The sequence below is a fragment of the Enterobacter sp. TCD1-1 genome (assembly GCF_020567405.1).
Classification (GTDB): domain Bacteria; phylum Pseudomonadota; class Gammaproteobacteria; order Enterobacterales; family Enterobacteriaceae; genus Enterobacter; species Enterobacter quasiroggenkampii.
Genome location: NZ_JAJCXF010000001.1, coordinates 661,717 through 678,857, shown reverse-complemented (window position 1 = coordinate 678,857; position 17,141 = coordinate 661,717). Strand labels below are relative to the sequence as shown.

Here is a 17,141-nt window from a genome sequence, read left to right as displayed (position 1 = left end):
GATAACGCAGCCCTAAGCACAAGTTAAGTTTAAAAAAAAAGCGGCGCCAGGGCGCCGCTTCGGATCGGAAAATGCGTCAGGAAGCGTCCGCCGTGGTTTCTGGCAGTGACTCTGGCGGCTGCGGCGCAAAGCCACGCAGCCCCACAACGTGGACGTGTTCGCTGTTCTGGAACACTTTACGCACCAGCTTGTAGGTTGTCCCTTTTTCAGGACTGATGTTCTCTGGTGCCGCAATGATGAGCTGCATATCGAGACGTTCGCAAAGCTCAAACAGCGTAGCAATGGAGCGCGCATCAAGACGCGCCGCCTCATCCAGGAACAGCAGTCGGCATGGGGAGATATCTTTGCCGCGCAGGCGGCGCGCTTCGTCTTCCCAGCTCTGTACCACCATCACCAGAATTGACATACCGGTACCGATCGCTTCACCGGTTGAGAGCGCTCCGGATTCCGCACGCAGCCAGCCGTCTGAACCACGGTTTACCTCTACCTCCATTTCCAGGTAGTTACGGTAATCCAGCAGCTCTTCACCGATGGTTTGCGGCGTACGCTGACCCATATCAATTTGCGGGTTCAGGCGTTGATACAGTTTCGCCAGCGCTTCAGAGAAGGTCAGACGGTTACTGTTGAACAGATCCTGATGCTGTTCGTGCTGCTCAGACAGCACTTCCAGCAGGGTGGCATGCGCTTCGCGCACGTTAACGTTGAGGCGCACGCTGTTCACCTGGCCAAACGACACGCTCTGCAGACCCTGGTTGAGCTGGCGAATACGGTTCTGCTCGCGCTGAATGGTTTTACGAATGATGTTCGCCACGCTGCGGGAGCTGATTGCCAGCTTCTGCTCGCGGGAGGTCAGCTCTTCCGTCAGACGACCCAGCTCGATTTCCATCTGTTCGATAGCCTCGACCGGATCGTCAGTACGAATGATGTCCTGACGAATACGTTCGCGCAGGTGCTGGTAAACCGCCACGAAGAACTGGATTTTACGTTCAGGACGTTTCGGATCTTCGGACATGCGCAGGACATCGCGCAGGTGTTCGTTATCCGCCACCGCCAGACGCAGAGCACCCAACGCCTTATCCGACATGGAACGCAGCTCATCGGCAGAAAGATATGCCAGCTCGCGACGGTGCAGGCGACGCTCAACGTTATTGTCTTTCACCATGCGCATCACCGCGCACCAGCCCGCCTTCGCGGTCACGACCTGCTCGCGCATCTCAAAGTAGTCGCGCTCCAGCTTGCGCAGGCGACGGGTCAGGTTATCCATTTCTGCTTCGCAGAAGGTCAGCGCTTTTTCCAGCTGATTGCGACGCGCACGGTTGTTGCTCAGCTGAGCATGCAGCTCGTCACGACGAATGCGCGCGCGCTCCTCTGCCCCGCTGTCGGCACGAACGCCTATGTCCTGAAGCTCTTTCTGCAGGTCGTTTAACAGCTCCTTCTTGGTATCGAAGGAGCTTTTCAGCGAGGCCAGCACCTGGTTGTACTGGTTCAGCTGAGCGGAATGGCTGCGCATTGCTTCGCGGGCGCGGGTACGTTCCGCTTCCGCCTGCTCAAGGCGCTGACGCAGCTTTTCATTCAGATCGCTGTTACCGCTCAGCATTTCTGCCGAATCGGAGTAGCCGAAGTGGGCGCGACGCTGCACCACCTCCGTCAGGGCGAACGCCTGCTGACGCGCCTCGCGCTGCACCTGCTGCGACCAGGCATAGTCTTCTTTCAACTGCTCAAACTGTTCCGGGTCGCTCTGCAGGACAGAGACAACCGGCTCCAGCTTCGCCAGCTGATTGCCGTGCTGCTGCACGAAGCGCGCGGCTTCCTGCGCTTCATCCAGGCGCTCCTGGATCTCGTCCACGCGATCGGCCAGGGTGTCATCCGCCAGCAGATTCAGGCGCGGCAGAATGCGGTTAAGAGCCGCGACGCCCTCTTTCGCCTGCTCGAACTGGACGCGGCTCTGCTGGTTGTCGCTTTCATGACTGGCAATCGCCCGCTCCAGCTCGCCGCGACGGGTATTGAGCTTGCGAATTTCCGCTTCCGGATCAGCTTCAAAGGCCACGGCCAGATGGCTGCCGATAAAGCGGCTAAACGCCTGATGCAGGCGCTGGGTTTTCTGCACGTCAAACGACAGCGTCGCAAAACGTTCAGATAGCGTTTCACGCTCGGCGTGCAGGCTTTCGATGCGGCTTTCGCGCGCGGCGCGGCCAAACAGCGGCAGCTCAGGGAAGCGGGAATAGCGCCACTGACGGTCAGCGATTTTCACCACCACCGCTTTTTCCAGTTCGTCGACGCTGAATACGCTGTCATCGAACGACTGCGGATCCCCTTCGATCAGGTAGAGATCTTCCGGACAATCTTCCAGGCCGGCAAGCTGCTCAGAAATCAGCGACAGATCCGGCACCACAATCGCATTACGGGATGGACCGTACAGCGCGGAGAAGTATGGCGCATCGTCCAGACCGACATCGTCGTAAATCTCGGACAGCAGCACGCCGCCAAAACGCTCCGCCAGGGCATTGAGACGCGGGTCTTCCGCACCGCCCGGCTGGCTTAAGCGTTCAATTTCTTCGTCGACTTCACGCTTGCGCGTGCCGACTTCATCACGCTCAACAATGGCTTCGCGCTCGCGCTCCAGCAGTTGCTGCAGGTATTCGGTCACTTCCTGACTGGATTCAAACTGCTCGCCGCACTGTTCGCTGAGCTGGTTAAGGCTACTCTGGGCCGCCAGCCAGACCGGTGCACGCTGCAGAAGCGCTTGCGAACGGGACTGCAGCTGTTCCAGCTCCTGACGCAGGGTCATACGCTGTTCGCTGGCGCTGGAGACCGTGTCTGAAAGCGCAGCGATACGCGCCTCGAGTTCCTGATGCAGGGCCTCAAGCTCGTCAAAATCGTAATTTTTGCCCTGACGTTTGCAGAATTCCGCCAGCAGACGCTCGGCTTCCTGCTGCTCGCGCAGGCGCTGTTCCAGCTCGTTCAGACGCATACGCAGCGGCTGAACCTGCTCGGCCAGATGGCGCTGGTTCACGCCGTCGCGCAGCAGTTCACGGGCAACGTCCCAGGCTTCGTTACGCGCCAGCGGGCCGTTAATCGCCACAACTAGCTGATAAGCCTGCTCAAACTGGCTGTGCGCCGTTTGCGCAACGCTCATTTTCTGTTCGAGGGACAGCAGTTTCTCAGTGGCTTCCTGCTCTTTGGCCTGGAAGGTATCCAGCCACTCGTCGGCGCTTTCCGGCGTCAGGTCAGGCAGATGGCACAGCTCTTTCGCGCGCTGTAATGCCTGCAGTGCCTGGGTGTACTGGATCGCACGCGTCTGCTGCACGTCCAGCGCCTGCTGGTAATCGGCAAGCTGGCTTTTCAGCTCATCCACTTCCAGCTCGGCCGCTTCGGCGCGGGCTTCGTTCTCTTCCTGCATCTCGGCGGCTTCGGCCACCACTTCATTTTGCTCTTCGAGACGGATCTGCAGCTCGTCGAGGTCCGCTTCATAGCGCTCGATTTTTTCCTGCTGACGGAGCGCAGTTTGCACCAGGTTCAGGTGATCGCTGGCGGCCTGGTAGTCGGCTTCCAGGTCGCCCTCGGCACCGTTGTGCTCACCGAGCTCGCGCGCCATTTCGACGTGCTTGTACTGCTCGGCCACCAGCTGTTTACGGGAGGTAAACAGCTCGCGGCGATATTCTAATGCCTGATCGAGGTGGACGCGGCGCTCGTTGGCGTGGCGCATGTAGTCCGCCGCCACGTAGTTGGTGGCTTCGCTGATCAGGTGTTTAAACAGGTCACGGTCAGACTGGGTAACGCGAATCGCTTCCAGCGTCATGCGGTTTTCACGCAGCGCCGCTTCCATATCCTGGAAGGCCTTACGCACGCCGCTGTTTTCCGGCAGCAGGTAGTCGCGCAGGGAGCGGGTAATGGCGCTGGAGATACCGCCGTACAGGGACGCTTCAATCAGGCGATAGTATTTGCTGCGGTCTGATGCCGTGCGCAGACGACGCGCCACCACGCCCAGATCGAACATTAACGAGTGGTAGTCGGTAATCGAGTTGAACTGCTTGAACTGCACGCCTTCGATCGCTTCGAGCTTATCTTTCAGCTCCTGGAGCGTCAGCACGCGCGCCTGGCGTTCGTTCAGGGTTTCCGTCAGCAGCGCCGTTGGCTGCATGGACGTTGGCAGCCCCTGGATGGCGAACGGTTTAATATCGACTTTACGATCGCGACCGGCAACCTGCTGCAGGCGTACGCCCACCACCACGCGCCGATGGCGGGAGTTAATGACGTCCAGAACCGAATAGCAGACGCCGGCCTTCAGCTTCCCGTGCAGACCTTTGTCACGGGAGCCGCTTGTGGCACCCGCTTCAGTGGTGTTACGGAAGTGAAGCAGCGTCAGGTCAGGGATCAGCGCCGTGACAAAGGCCGCCATGGTGGTGGATTTACCCGCCCCGTTACCGCCGGAGAGCGTCGTGACCAGCTCATCCAGATCGAACGTTCGGGCAAAGAAGCCGTTCCAGTTAATCAGCGTCAGTGAGCGAAATTTACCGCGTTCAATCATTACTCTTCCTCCCCGCTATCCGGCAGATTCTCTTCATGCTCATCATTGAGCTGCAAATGGTTTTCCACCGGCATCGCTTCACCGTCGCGGATCATGCGAAGCTGCGCTTCACGCGCGTCATCGCCCGCACGCACGTCGGCGCCGAAGCGGAAGACAGATTCCGTAATGCGGAATTTGCTGCTGTCGTGACCCATAAACCAGACCATCCCCAGACGACGCAGACGGTTCAGGGAAGAGCGAACCTTTTCCTGTAATTTCTGACGGTCAAGATCCGACCCTGTGGAGCGGTTGTTCACCAGCTTGAGCAGCTTGCTCTCATCTGCCAGCGTCAACAGCTCGTCGTAAAGCTCCTGCTGGGTGAAGATCCCTTCATTCGCCAGACGTTCCGGGCTGAGGTAGAGGTAGCAAAGAATTTTGCCGACCATCATATCCAGCTCGGAGAGCACGGAACGCGGAATCAGCGTCGTGGAGCGCGGGCGCAGGTAGAAAAACCCTTCCGGCGCGCGGATAAGCTCCACGTTGTAGCGTGCGTAAAACTCTTCCAGGTACTCCTGGAAGTCCATCAAAAAGGCGTGATTATCCAGCTCGTCTAAGCCAATGTGACGACCGGCACGCAGCTGGCTGTCCAGCGCCGGAAATAACGGATTCGCCAGCGCCTGTGCCAGCTTAACCGGCATCACTTGTTCAATATTTGTCAATGACATGCGCCTGTACCTTGGCTCCGTAATCGTTAATTGGCTGCCACTTCGGCGGCAGTCCGGTGAAGTCTGCTTGCGCGATACCCAGGCGAACCGCCTGGTCTACCACAATGCGGGCAACGTCGAAGTGGCGCGCGCGCGGATATTGCGCCAGATAGTCGCGCACCACGAGTCCAAGATCCAGCGGAGCTTGTCTGGTTTTATAGACCGCGAGCTGTTCTTCGATCATCGCCGCAAGCTGCTCGCGAATTTCGTTAAATTCTTCGTATTCGAGATCCGGCGGCAGTTCACCGGTCACCTCTTCATCGCGCAGCGCCATCTCTTCGTCGCGCATATCCAGCAGACGATCGGCATTGGCGTAGGTCAGCGCCCACGGCGCATCGAAATAGGTCTGCACCGACTGGCGCAGACGCTGGGCAAAGACGCGGTTTTTATCCATATCGATCGCGGTACGGATAAATTTATGCACGTGTCGGTCATAGCCAATCCACAGGTCGATCGACTGCTGGCCCCAGCTGATAATACGGTCCAGTTTGCTCTGCAGGTCGAACACTAAACGATCGATAAAATGCAGATCGTCGTGCGCCAGCGTCGCGTCCTGGATGCGCAGCAGGTTCGCCTGCAGCTTATCCCCTGCGGCTTCCAGCGTATCCTGCAGCTCACGCAGCGTACCGGAGGTTTCTGACAGCAAAAGTTCACAGCTGGAGATGGCCGCTCGCCAGTCTTTATTCAGCAGCTGTGCGATATCGTCTTTCACCTGCTGCTGCTGTTCGTCCATCAGGCGCTGGGTCAGATCGATACTGTCGAAGATTTCCGCCACCGAATATTTCAGCGGTGCATAGACGTTTCGGTGCCAGTGGAATTCGTCACCGTCTTCATCTGCCGCATCGGCGGCGCGCTTAAGCTCACCCGCCACGATCGACAGCTGCATGGAAAGACGCAGCGTGGAAAATTCACGCTGGCGGATATAATAATCGGTGATGCCGATGCCCAGTGGCGTCAGGCGATAGATGGCGTTTCCTTCCGCCTGCTCGCTGGTAAAGCGGTTCAGCAGACGTTGACGCACCATATCGTTGATCGCGTTGTTGGCACGGACGCTAATGGTTTCGCTGGTTTGCTCAAACGCATCACTGACGTGGCGGAACGCATCCACCAGTTCACCCTCGCTCATTTCACCATCCAGCCGCTCGCCGTTCAGCGTGGCGACCGCCAGCAGGAAAGAGAGTCTGTCTACCGGCAGCGAGATGGAGAAATCGTTTTTCCTGGCCCAGGCAACCAGTTCGGGGACTGTCTGGGAAAATTCACTCATAGGTTATCCTTGCATCTGCGGCTTGTGCGCGGTGACGTGAATATAGCGGCCAAGGCTGACAAAAGGCTCCTGACGGCAATACCGCGTTTCCAATTCTGTTAAGGTGTCAAAACAGTCACGCTGTTTGTGTTTTTCACGCAGATAATCATGAAACACCCTGACGCCCGTCTTCCCGACAATCTGCCAGCCAATCGCTTCCAGCCAGCCATAAACCTGCTGTGGATCGCGCGGATAGTCCGGGGAAAGCGTGCGCTTTTTCTTTTTAGGCATCCCGACCTGAACATAGTCGAAGTTTCCCGCAACCATGTTGTGCATCAGGAAGCCGTTAGCATTGTAGAACATCAGCGACAGCGTGCCGCCCGGGCGCAACATAGACCACAGGGTTTGTAACACGCTTTGCGGATCGGCAACCCACTCCAGCACCGCATGAAACAATATCAGATCAACCTGGGTTTCCAAATGCTGTGCGATGTCCTGAGCGGCGCATTGTATAAAATGCATGTTGTCGCTCACACCTTTCTCTTCTGCCGCACGCGTCGCGCGGGCGACCATTTCAGCAGAAAGATCGCAAAGCGTGACGTGATGACCGCGTTCAGCCATTTTTATGGCCGTCTGCCCTTCACCACCACCGGCGTCCAGCACGCGCAACGTTTGGCCACCGAACGTAGCCAGAATGGTGTCCAGATCCTGCCAGAGGATCGTCTGACGAAGCTGCCCCTTCGTGGTGCCATAAATGTTGCGCGAAAATTTTTCCGCGATGTCATCAAAATTGCGATCCCGCATTGGGAGAGTTCCACTCGCTAACTGCAAAACCGCTATTTTGTCACACCCGCGCGGAGAATGAACCTCTCTGGTGTAATATCACCGGCAATCACCTGCTATATGGTCAAAAAAGGAACCAAAAAGGATGCTTTTTACCCTTAAGAAATACATTGGAGGGATGATGCTTCCCCTTCCGCTGCTGCTCATCATCATCGCGCTGGGGCTGGCGCTGGTGTGGTTCAGTCGCTTTCAGAAGAGTGGTAAAACGCTTATCACGCTCGGCTGGCTGGTCTTATTGCTGTTGAGCCTGCAACCGGTCGCGGATGGCCTGTTACGCCCCATCGAAAACAGGTACCCAACATGGCAGGGAAATCAGAAAGTGTCGTACATCGTGGTGCTGGGCGGTGGATATACCTGGGATCCTGACTGGGCCCCGAGCTCAAACCTGATCAACAACAGCCTGCCACGGCTGAACGAAGGTATTCGCCTGTGGCTGGCGAATCCGGGATCAAAAATGATCTTCACCGGCGCGGCGGCGAAAACGAACCCGGTGAGTACGGCTGAAGCGGGCGCCAGGGTCGCGGAATCTCTCGGCGTACCGCGTTCCTCGATCATCACGCTGGACAGCCCGAAAGACACCGAAGAAGAGGCTGCTGCAGTGAAGCAGGCGATTGGCGATGCCCCGTTCTTGCTGGTGACCTCCGCCTCACACCTGCCGCGTGCGATGATTTTCTTTGAGAAGCAAGGCCTGCACCCGCTTCCCGCACCGGCAAACCAGATGGCCATCGACGCACCGCTCAACCCGTGGGAACGGGCGATCCCCTCCCCGGTATGGCTGATGCATAGCGACCGCGTCGGCTACGAGACGCTCGGACGCCTCTGGCAGTGGCTGAAAGGATCCTCAGGCGAGCCAGGGCAAGAGTGATTTTGTTGCCAGATCGAAGTTTGCGCGATTGAATCGTCCGGTGTTCACCAGCTGCGCGACTTCGTCCCAGAGCAGGTAGAGCCAGCGTCGCCAGAGAAACGCTTCCGCAACGGGGGCGCGTTGAAGGTAATGCCACAGTAAGCCTTCCGCCGCCCCGCTGTCGCTGAGCCTGAACAGCTCATATTCGCGCGGTGCCCAGAGCATGATGCCCGGCCCCACCATTGCCAGAAGCTGATCGCTGCGGGCGTCTTTGAGCATGCTGCGCAGGGTAAAATTGCCGTGGATCAGCACGCAGTTGTCATTAAAACCTTCGAACAAGGCCGGTAAGCACTCCCGGGTACGAAACAGGATACGTTTGTCCTGCATGGTTAAACCGGTATTGTTGAACTGGTTAAGCGTTCCCCACAGCACTTCAACCCGCTGGCGGTACCACATCGGCCAGAGGTTTTCCTGGGTGCTGTCAACCGGTCCGACAAGTCCACGGCTATCCTGACGGTGCCAGGCCAGCAGCGCCTCGACAATCTGATCTTTCAGCTGCTCCCAGCGTTCCGGCGTTCGCGCGGGCGCTTCAACGGGCACACCGCGTAAACGTTCAATCAGCAGTACGTCCGGGCCGGGGTGTTCCTCATGGGTCATCACGCCATATACCGTCGGCATACGCACGGTTCCCTCCCGCGCCAGCATCGACATTTTCCATGCAAGCTGCCTGGCAACGCCGGGTGACGTGAAACTTCTTGCCATTAGCGGCATCGGGTTACCCTGACTGTCGTAAAGCGACCAGAGCGCGGTATCGGCTTTTTCACTCACGCATTCGACCCGGCTTAACTTTTCACCCAGCAGATGGCTAAGTTCGGCACGCAGCTGTTCCATATGAGATTACCCCCATTAAGACTACTGCTTTTATAATGAGCGTCCTTAATGAAGATGTCACCCGGAAGAGATCAATCAGGAAAAAGAAAGTGAAAAATAAAGCGGAGAGTGCATCCCTCCCTGCGGAGAGATGCCGGTAAGATTAACGCAATTCGGCGCGAACGCGCTCAAGATCTTCAGGGGTGTCTACGCCCGTGCCGGGGACTTCCTCAGCAACGGCAACGTGAATTTTCTCGCCGTACCAGAGCACGCGAAGCTGCTCCAGCATTTCGATATGCTCCAGCGGGCTCGGCGCCCAGGCCACATAGCGGCGAATAAAGCCCGCGCGATAGCCGTAGATCCCAATATGACGCAGGAAGGTATCACCGATGGTCTCTTTAGAGAGCGCAAAGCGATCGCGATCCCACGGGATCGTGGCGCGGGAGAAATAAAGCGCATAGCCTTCCGCATCCATGACGACCTTCACCGCATTCGGGTTGAAAGCTTCTTCTGCATGATGAATGGGTACCGCCAGCGTCGCCATTCCGACCTGACGCTGCGCCAGGTTTTCGGCCACCTGACGGATAATGACCGCGGGGATCATCGGCTCGTCACCCTGCACGTTTACGATGACCGTATCATCACTGAAACCGCATTTCTCAACCACTTCCGCCAGACGTTCGGTGCCGGACTGGTGATCGGCGCGAGTCATGCACACCTCTCCGCCTGCGGCCTCAACCGCACGAGCGACATCCGGATGGTCGGTGGCAACAATCACGCGGTCAGCACCCGATTCACGCGCGCGCTCGAGGACATGCACAATCATCGGCTTGCCGTTAATATCCACCAGCGGTTTACCCGGCAGACGCGTTGAGGCATAACGAGCAGGAATAATGACGACAAAACTCATGGCTTGCTCTCTTCTGCCACCAGGGAACGGGCTTCATTTTCCAGCAATACCGGAATACCGTCACGCAGCGGGAAAGCCAGACTATCCAGCTTGCAAATGAGCTCTTGTTTGTCCTGGCTGTAGTACAGTTTGCCGTTGCATACCGGGCAGGCAATAATTTCAAGTAAACGGTGATCCATAGTTCCTCCGTATGGGTAATCGCTAAAGCTTAACACATTCCCTTTTCAGGGCGTGCCTGTTTCCCAGCCACTTCGACAGGATGTAAACAATCCATCAGGTACCCTGCCCAGCGTCACGTCGTCGGCACCCTGCCAGCGCGCGAATTCGCTAATGACGGACGTTAATCCTTTTTCCAGGCTCGCCGTCACCCTGACGCCCTCTTGCAGATAAAGCGCAATGATTTCAAGCGTGCCGGTCTTGCGGTGCATTTTGGCATCCATGCGCCCGACCAGCTGTCCCTTATGCAGCAGCGGTAAAACAAAGTAGCCATACTGGCGCTTTGGGGCCGGGGTATAACATTCCAGCCGGTAGCTGAAATCAAAGAGCTGCTCGGCGCGTTTTCTGTCCCAGACGACCGGGTCGAAAGGCGACAATACCGCGCTGTGGGTTGCCTGAAGTTTCCCCTCCAGAGCCTGCGGCAATAGCGGAAGGAGATCCGCATGCAGCCACATTTCGCCCAGTGTTTCCACGGTAACGGAAATAACGCGCTGCTCGTGTTGCCACATGTCCAGCAGCGGTTTCAGCACAGGCTGGCGCAGGCGATAATAATCTGCCAGCCACTGCGCGCGAAAAATCCCCAGACTGCGGGCGCTGTTCTCCAGCATAATGGCCTCGGCCGCCTCCTGGGTAAGCAGGTCGCGCTCGTCGTCCCAGTGCGGCATCACGCGATGCGTCAGATCGTAGACGCGCTGAAAGTTACGCCGCTCAATCACCATGACTTTCCCAGAGGTAAATAACCCTTCGAGATGACGTTTGTGCGGTTTCCACTCCCACCAGCCGCTTGTCCCCTTGCGCGGGTGTTCAAAATCGGCGGAGCGTACAGGGCCGTTTTCCTGAATATGCGCGATGAGCTGCTCTATTTCAGCCGCATGTTCCTGCATCCAGGCCTGTCGGTATTTCCAGCCCATCTTTTCCGGCGCAAGCATACGGTGACGCACCAGGGCAAAATCGCTGCGAGGAAGGAAGCAGGCTTCATGCGCCCAATACTCCATCAACTCCCCCTTGCTGAGCGCCTCATCCAGCCACTGGGAAGGATAACTCCCCAGGCGGCTAAACAGCACCAGGTAAGGGCTGCGGGCCACAATATTAATGGTGTCGATCTGGAGGAGCGACATGCGCTGTACGGTAGAGAGGATATCGGCAGGCTGCGCGCGGCGGCGGGGCTTTTTGAGCAGCCCCTGCGCGGCCAGGTGGAGATTACGTGCGGCTGAAAGCGAGAGTTGCGGTAGAGACATGCGTTTTCCTGTCAGTCAAAGCGTCACCAGAACCGCGTAAGCCTTTAGTGCACCAACGCAATCAGTTCCTTGAGCAAATGTTCCGGCTGCTCACCGCTGAGTTCGGCGTCAACCGGCAGATACCACCAGTTATCTTTCGCAAAGGCGCGGCATTTCACCGCATCTTTTTCGGTCATGATCAGCGACTGCCCGGGTGCGGTCAGGGCGTCTACCTGCCCTTCCACCAGCGCCTGATGGTCGGCCAGCGGAACGCGTTTTTCCAGCCGGGCACCACACTGTTCCAGCGTCGCGAAGAAGCGCGGCGGATGACCAATGCCCGCCATCGCTACCAGTGAAGGCAACTCTGAAACCGACCGGCGTTCCCCCGTCACCAGGTTGATTGCCAGACCCGGCTGCAGGTGCATCGGGATTTCACCCGTTTTCGCCTCACCCCCGTTCACGATCACCGCATCCACAGACTTCAGACGTGAAGCGCGTTCGCGCATGGGCCCGGCAGGTAACCACCAGCCGTTACCAAAACGGCGAACGCCGTCGATGACCACAATCTCTTTATCACGCGCCAGGGCGTAATGCTGCAGACCATCGTCAGTGATGATGATTTGTACCGCGTGTTCGGCAAGCAGTGCCTGTACGGCATCGCTGCGCACCGGGGAAACCGCGACCGGTACGCCGGTACGCTGGAAAATCAATACCGGTTCATCACCCGCTTCAGCCGTCGTGGTTTCCGCCGTCAGCAACAGCGGGTAATGCGCCGCTTGACCACCATATCCGCGCGATACCACGCCCGGGCGTATACCGCGTTTTTGTAACTGCTCCACCAGCCAGATCACCACCGGCGTTTTGCCGTTGCCGCCCGCCGTAAGATTACCGACAACCACAACCGGCACCGGCGCGCGCCAGGCCCGCTTCACCCCCAGACGATAAAGCAGGCGGATGATGCCGCTCACCAGGCCGTAGAGCCAGGAGAGCGGCAAAAGAAGCAGCCACAGCGGGGACTCCCCGGACCAGATGCGTGCAATCATTCGCCGAACTGCATCTTATGAAGCTGAGCGTAAACGCCGCGGTGTTCCAGCAGGTCAGCATGGCTTCCACGCTCAACAATGATACCGTCCTCAACCACGACGATTTCATCAGCCTGCTCGATAGTCGACAGACGGTGCGCAATCACCAGCGAGGTACGGTTCTTTTGCAGCTCATCCAGCGCGGACTGAATCGCGCGTTCAGATTCCGTATCCAGCGCAGAGGTCGCTTCGTCCAGGATCAGGATCGGGCTGTCGCGCAGCAGCGCACGGGCAATAGCGATACGCTGACGCTGCCCACCGGAGAGCAGTACGCCGTTCTCACCGATGATGGTATCCAGACCGTTATCCATCTTGTTGATAAAGTCCATCGCGTAGGCCATACGCGCGGCGTTCTCAATCTGCTCGCGGCTGTACTCTTCAGTACGCGCATAGGCAATATTGTTTGCCACGGTATCGTTGAAAAGGTGCACGTTCTGAGAGACCAGCGCTACCTGGTTACGCAGCGACTGCAGGGTATACTCCCGCAGGTCGTGGCCGTCTAACAGAATTTCACCTTCGTCAATGTCGTAGAAACGGGTGATCAGGCTGGCAATGGTCGATTTACCCGAGCCAGAACGGCCTACCAGCGCAACGGTTTTCCCCGCTGGAATGGTCAGGTTGATATTGCGCAGAGCCGGTGTTTCGCGGCCAGGATAGGTAAAGGTCACATTGCGGAACTCAACGTCGCCGTTCGCGCGCTCAATGACGCGTTTGCCTTCATCTTTTTCCTGTTCGGAATCCAGAATGCTGAACAGGGTCTGGCAGGCGGCCATCCCACGCTGGAACTGGGCGTTTACGTTCGTCAGTGACTTCAGCGGACGCATCAGGGCAATCATTGAGGAGAAGACCACGGTAATGGTACCCGCCGTCAGCGTCTCCATGACGCTCGGGAAGCTTGCTGCATACAGGACGAACGCCAGTGCCAGCGAAGCAATCAGTTGAATAATCGGGTCAGAGATGGAAGAGGCCGAGACCATTTTCATTCCCTGCAGACGCATTTTGTTGCTGACTTTATCAAAGCGTTTGGTTTCGACGTCCTGACCACCAAAAATCAGCACTTCTTTATGCCCTTTCAGCATCTGCTCTGCGCTGGTGGTCACCTGCCCCATCGTGTTCTGCATATTCTTACTGATATTGCGGAAGCGCTTTGACACGACGCGGATAGCAATGGAAACCACCGGTGCCAGAACGATAAGGATAAGCGACAGCTGCCAGCTGTAGTAGAACATCATCACGAACAGGCCGATGATCGACGCGCCCTCGCGCACAACGGTAATCAGCGCGCTGGAAGAGGAAGAAGCAACCTGCTCGGAGTCGTAGGTAATACGCGACAGCAGCGTCCCGGTTGACTGCTTGTCAAAGAACGCAACCGGCATGCCCATCATGTGACTGAACAGTCGACGGCGCATGGTCATCACCACTTTCCCGGATACCCAGGAAATGCAGTAGCTTGAGATATAGCTGGTGATACCGCGTAAGATCATCAGTCCGATAACCACCAGAGGCATCCATAGCAGCACTGAGCGATCCGTTTTACCAAAACCGTCATCCAGTAACGGTTTAAGAAGCGATAGCATAAAAGTATCGCTGGCTGCGTTGAGGATTAACGCTACACCCGCCACGATCAAGCCTGCTTTAAAAGGGGCAATCATCGGCCAGAGTCGGCGGAACGTTTGCCACGTGGAGAGATCTTTGTCGTTATGCATTCAAAAAACCAGCATTGTTGAAATAGCCGCATATTCTACCCGTTATCGACGGGCGCGCCAAACCACTGATGATACCAACGTGGTAAAATTTGCTCTCGCAAGCGCCGGATTTGCCAGTGATGTTGCGAGAATGTCACCGATATTTGTCCTGAGTGAGGGGTATCGTGCCAGATATAACCCTCTTTTCGATAGCGTCGGACAACTTTTGGCGACGGGAAATGCCATGCGTTATAGCGGGCCGCGGAATCCAGGGCAATCTGTCCTCCCACCCGCTGTACCAGCGGCAATGAAGACGAGGTATTGCTGCCATGATGGGGCACCTGTATCAACGTGGACGTCATATAGCGCCAGTAATGGCTAAGCATAGCCTGTTCCGCTTGCGCTTCAATATCTCCTGTTAACAGAACACTTTGCTCCCCGTCGTCCACCTTTACCACGCAGGAACGGTTATTCCCCTGGGCCGGGTAATTTTCAGGGGGCCAGTGGACGGTGAAAGTTAACCCCTGCCATTCCCATTTCTGCCCACGAAAACAGGGACGGTGTCCCGTCCTGCGCAACGGGCTTCTTATCCATATATCCGGCCATGCTTTTTGCAAAGAAACGAGACCTCCTGCATGGTCAAGATGTTCATGACTGAGAATCACCCCGTCTGGCGGCAGGTGATGCCAGCGAAGCCAGGGAATAATTAACCGCTGCGCGCTGTCTCCGTCCGGCCAGGCGAGCCCGGTATCATAAAGAATGGCTTTTCCCTGCCTTTCAATAACCATGGCCAGCCCCTGCCCCACGTCCAGCATATGCAGCGTCCAGCTCTCGCTTTTTGCCGCTCGCCAGACGGGAAACGTCAGTAAGACGCTGCCTGCAAGACAAACGGCAGGAACGGTTTTCCAGGCACGAAAACGCCAGGCAATGATGATCAACCACGGCAGTAATGCCATGGTTTGCCAGCGTTGATCGACATTCTGCCAGCCATCAGGCAGGCGCATCAGTAGCCAGAAGAGTCCCGCAAGCGACTTATCGGCAGCAAACCAGATGGCACTTTCAACCGCTGCCAGCGGTAGCAGATGGAGCAGCATACCGAGCAGGATCAGCGGGACAGAGACAAACGTTACCAGGGGCACGGCAAAGAGATTCGCGACCAGGGATGAGAGGCTGAAGCCATGGAAAATCAGAACCTGTAGCGGCATGAGCAGAAGCAACATGCCAACCTGCAGATAAATCAGGTTCACTAGCGGCCGTATACGTCTTATCCGCTGCCAGTCAGGAAGCGGCAGCCACTGAAACCAGAAAATCAGCGCGGCGACGGCAAAGGCTGACAAAGCCAGACTCTGCGAAAGTACGGCTAACGGATCGTTTAACAGTATCGCCGCGATACAACACCCCCATACCTGCCAGGGAGACCATTGACGGCCAGCGATCCGCAACATAGCAAGCACAGCAAGTGCGATGACCGTCCGCAGCGCAGGCGGTTGCAGGCCGGTAAGCCAGGCGTAAAAAGCAGCAAAGATTAACCCGGCAAGGAGAGGCATTTGCCAGTGGACCCGATGGCTGGGTAATAAAAACTGGAGTCCACGTGCAAGTAACCAGACGAGAGAGGCTGCCAGTGCGATATGCAGACCCGAAATCGCCATCAAATGCAGCGTGCCGGTTTCCCGCATCAGATCTTTTATTTCCCGTGGTACATCCAGGCGTTCCCCCATCCCAAGGCCCAGGATAACCGCTCCCCATGGATAAGCAGAAAGTCGGTTTTGCAGCGACAGCAGATATTGCGCACGCAGGCTGCAGCGCCCGTCGACGAGTTCCGCACGGGTGAAGCGCCCGCTCAGCGTTTGATGTCGGGCAAAAGCGCTGCGCTGAGCATCATAACCGCCATCGTTCAGTTCGCCGTGTGCAGGCCTGAGCCTGAGCGTCATGGTCCAGCGCTGACCGGCACAGGCTTTCTGCGGCAGATAATTGCCATACAGCGTTACACCGGTGGAGGCCCGCCAGCGCTTGCCATCGACGCTGCGAATGTTTCCCTGATGCAGAGTGGCGCCGTCGGTCGCGGTGAGCTCTACCTCAGCCTGCACGGCCCCCATTGTTAAATGCTGCATCGGCCAGACGCTCTCTTGCGCGGCCAGAATGCCCCACGCACAAAATAACAGCGTGATACCAGCATACTTCATTCGACGGTTTTGCCATGCAGCAAGCACTATCCCGCCAGCCACCATGACCCACACGGTGTAAGGTGACGGCAATTCAGGTAACCAGAGTAACGGAACTATCGCCAGCATGGCGCAGACACTAAGCGCGGGAATTCCCATTGCTACCTCCCTGTTTCAGGGTGGCAGTATGCATGCAGGGTGAGCGGGTCGTCAGGTGTGAAGGATGCGATTTACAGCAAGCGCAGCAAGGTATTTAACGGGTTGCAGAAAACGAAACGGAAAATGCGGGGCACCTTCAGAAAGAAAGCGACAGGTACAAAAAAAGCACCCGCAGGTGCTTTCTTTCGAACCCAGTTTAACCGGCTGGCTAAACTCAGTTGCCGTAAATATTGGCGCGATCGCGCAGTTCTTTACCCGGCTTAAAGTGTGGAACGTACTTACCTTCCAGCTCGACTTTATCGCCAGTTTTCGGGTTACGCCCGGTACGTGGAGCACGATAGTGCAGAGAAAAACTACCGAAACCGCGGATTTCAATGCGCTCGCCCTGGGCAAGAGTGGAGGCCATATGCTCCAGCATCTCTTTTACGGCATCTTCCACTGCTTTGGCAGGGATATGCGGTTGCTGACTGGCAAGTCTTTCAATCAATTCTGACTTGGTCATGATTCCTCCGGTTCCTTTCAAACCAATTAGCTGAACAGCTCATTAAACAAGGGCGGCCGTAGCCGCCCTTTGTTATTGATTACAGGACGAATCCTGTAATCTGTCAAGTTTGCTCCTCATCCTTCACGCTGTAAATG

The 17,141-nt window shown here is 57.0% G+C and carries 13 protein-coding genes; 1 reads left to right on the top strand and 12 read right to left on the bottom strand.

Translation table 11 applies throughout. The features are described from left to right. Positions 1 to 76: 76 nt before the first annotated feature. Genes mukB through cmoM form a run of 4 tightly spaced genes read right to left on the bottom strand, consistent with a single transcriptional unit; the run spans position 77 to position 7,318 of the window. Positions 77 to 4,528, bottom strand: a complete 4,452-nt coding sequence (mukB, locus tag LJA86_RS03210) for a chromosome partition protein MukB (RefSeq protein ID WP_229225635.1) — start codon at positions 4,526 to 4,528, stop codon at positions 77 to 79. Continuing rightward, positions 4,528 to 5,232 carry a chromosome partition protein MukE gene (mukE, locus tag LJA86_RS03205; protein ID WP_008499954.1) on the bottom strand — a complete coding sequence of 235 codons (705 nt, stop codon included), beginning with the start codon at positions 5,230 to 5,232 and terminating at the stop codon, positions 4,528 to 4,530. The genes mukB and mukE overlap by 1 nt, the downstream gene beginning before the upstream one ends. Continuing rightward, positions 5,213 to 6,535: a chromosome partition protein MukF gene (mukF, locus tag LJA86_RS03200; RefSeq protein WP_008499955.1), complete on the bottom strand. Its 1,323-nt coding sequence runs from the start codon at positions 6,533 to 6,535 to the stop codon at positions 5,213 to 5,215. The genes mukE and mukF overlap by 20 nt, the downstream gene beginning before the upstream one ends. 3 nt (positions 6,536 to 6,538) lie before the next feature. Beyond that, positions 6,539 to 7,318 carry a tRNA uridine 5-oxyacetic acid(34) methyltransferase CmoM gene (cmoM, locus tag LJA86_RS03195; protein WP_032649174.1) on the bottom strand — a complete coding sequence of 260 codons (780 nt, stop codon included), beginning with the start codon at positions 7,316 to 7,318 and terminating at the stop codon, positions 6,539 to 6,541. A gap of 124 nt (positions 7,319 to 7,442) precedes the next feature. Here cmoM and elyC point away from each other — a divergent pair, with 124 nt between their 5' ends. Next, positions 7,443 to 8,222: an envelope biogenesis factor ElyC gene (elyC, locus tag LJA86_RS03190; protein ID WP_048027210.1), complete on the top strand. Its 780-nt coding sequence runs from the start codon at positions 7,443 to 7,445 to the stop codon at positions 8,220 to 8,222. On the opposite strand, the gene LJA86_RS03185 is transcribed toward elyC, so the two are convergent. The 8 genes from LJA86_RS03185 to ihfB form a co-directional block, all read right to left on the bottom strand. After that, positions 8,199 to 9,092: a YcbJ family phosphotransferase gene (locus tag LJA86_RS03185; protein ID WP_229225634.1), complete on the bottom strand. Its 894-nt coding sequence runs from the start codon at positions 9,090 to 9,092 to the stop codon at positions 8,199 to 8,201. The genes elyC and LJA86_RS03185 overlap by 24 nt on opposite strands. 142 nt (positions 9,093 to 9,234) lie before the next feature. After that, on the bottom strand, positions 9,235 to 9,981 hold the full coding sequence (kdsB, locus tag LJA86_RS03180) for a 3-deoxy-manno-octulosonate cytidylyltransferase (RefSeq protein ID WP_008499959.1): 747 nt from the start codon (positions 9,979 to 9,981) through the stop codon (positions 9,235 to 9,237). Next, positions 9,978 to 10,160: a protein YcaR gene (gene ycaR / locus LJA86_RS03175; RefSeq protein WP_006174474.1), complete on the bottom strand. Its 183-nt coding sequence runs from the start codon at positions 10,158 to 10,160 to the stop codon at positions 9,978 to 9,980. Before ycaR ends, kdsB begins: the two co-directional genes overlap by 4 nt. Positions 10,161 to 10,205: 45 nt before the next feature. Further along, positions 10,206 to 11,435: a winged helix-turn-helix domain-containing protein gene (locus LJA86_RS03170; RefSeq protein WP_229225633.1), complete on the bottom strand. Its 1,230-nt coding sequence runs from the start codon at positions 11,433 to 11,435 to the stop codon at positions 10,206 to 10,208. A gap of 44 nt (positions 11,436 to 11,479) precedes the next feature. Continuing rightward, complete coding sequence (gene lpxK, locus LJA86_RS03165) at positions 11,480 to 12,457, bottom strand: tetraacyldisaccharide 4'-kinase (protein ID WP_111966982.1); 978 nt, start codon at positions 12,455 to 12,457, stop codon at positions 11,480 to 11,482. Then, complete coding sequence (gene msbA / locus LJA86_RS03160; protein ID WP_045908385.1) at positions 12,454 to 14,202, bottom strand: lipid A ABC transporter ATP-binding protein/permease MsbA; 1,749 nt, start codon at positions 14,200 to 14,202, stop codon at positions 12,454 to 12,456. The genes lpxK and msbA overlap by 4 nt, the downstream gene beginning before the upstream one ends. A gap of 35 nt (positions 14,203 to 14,237) precedes the next feature. Beyond that, entirely contained in the window at positions 14,238 to 16,502 is a 2,265-nt protein-coding gene (locus LJA86_RS03155) for a ComEC family protein (protein WP_229225632.1), read from the bottom strand. A gap of 214 nt (positions 16,503 to 16,716) precedes the next feature. Further along, positions 16,717 to 17,004 carry an integration host factor subunit beta gene (gene ihfB / locus LJA86_RS03150; protein WP_008499965.1) on the bottom strand — a complete coding sequence of 96 codons (288 nt, stop codon included), beginning with the start codon at positions 17,002 to 17,004 and terminating at the stop codon, positions 16,717 to 16,719. Positions 17,005 to 17,141 lie beyond the last annotated feature (137 nt).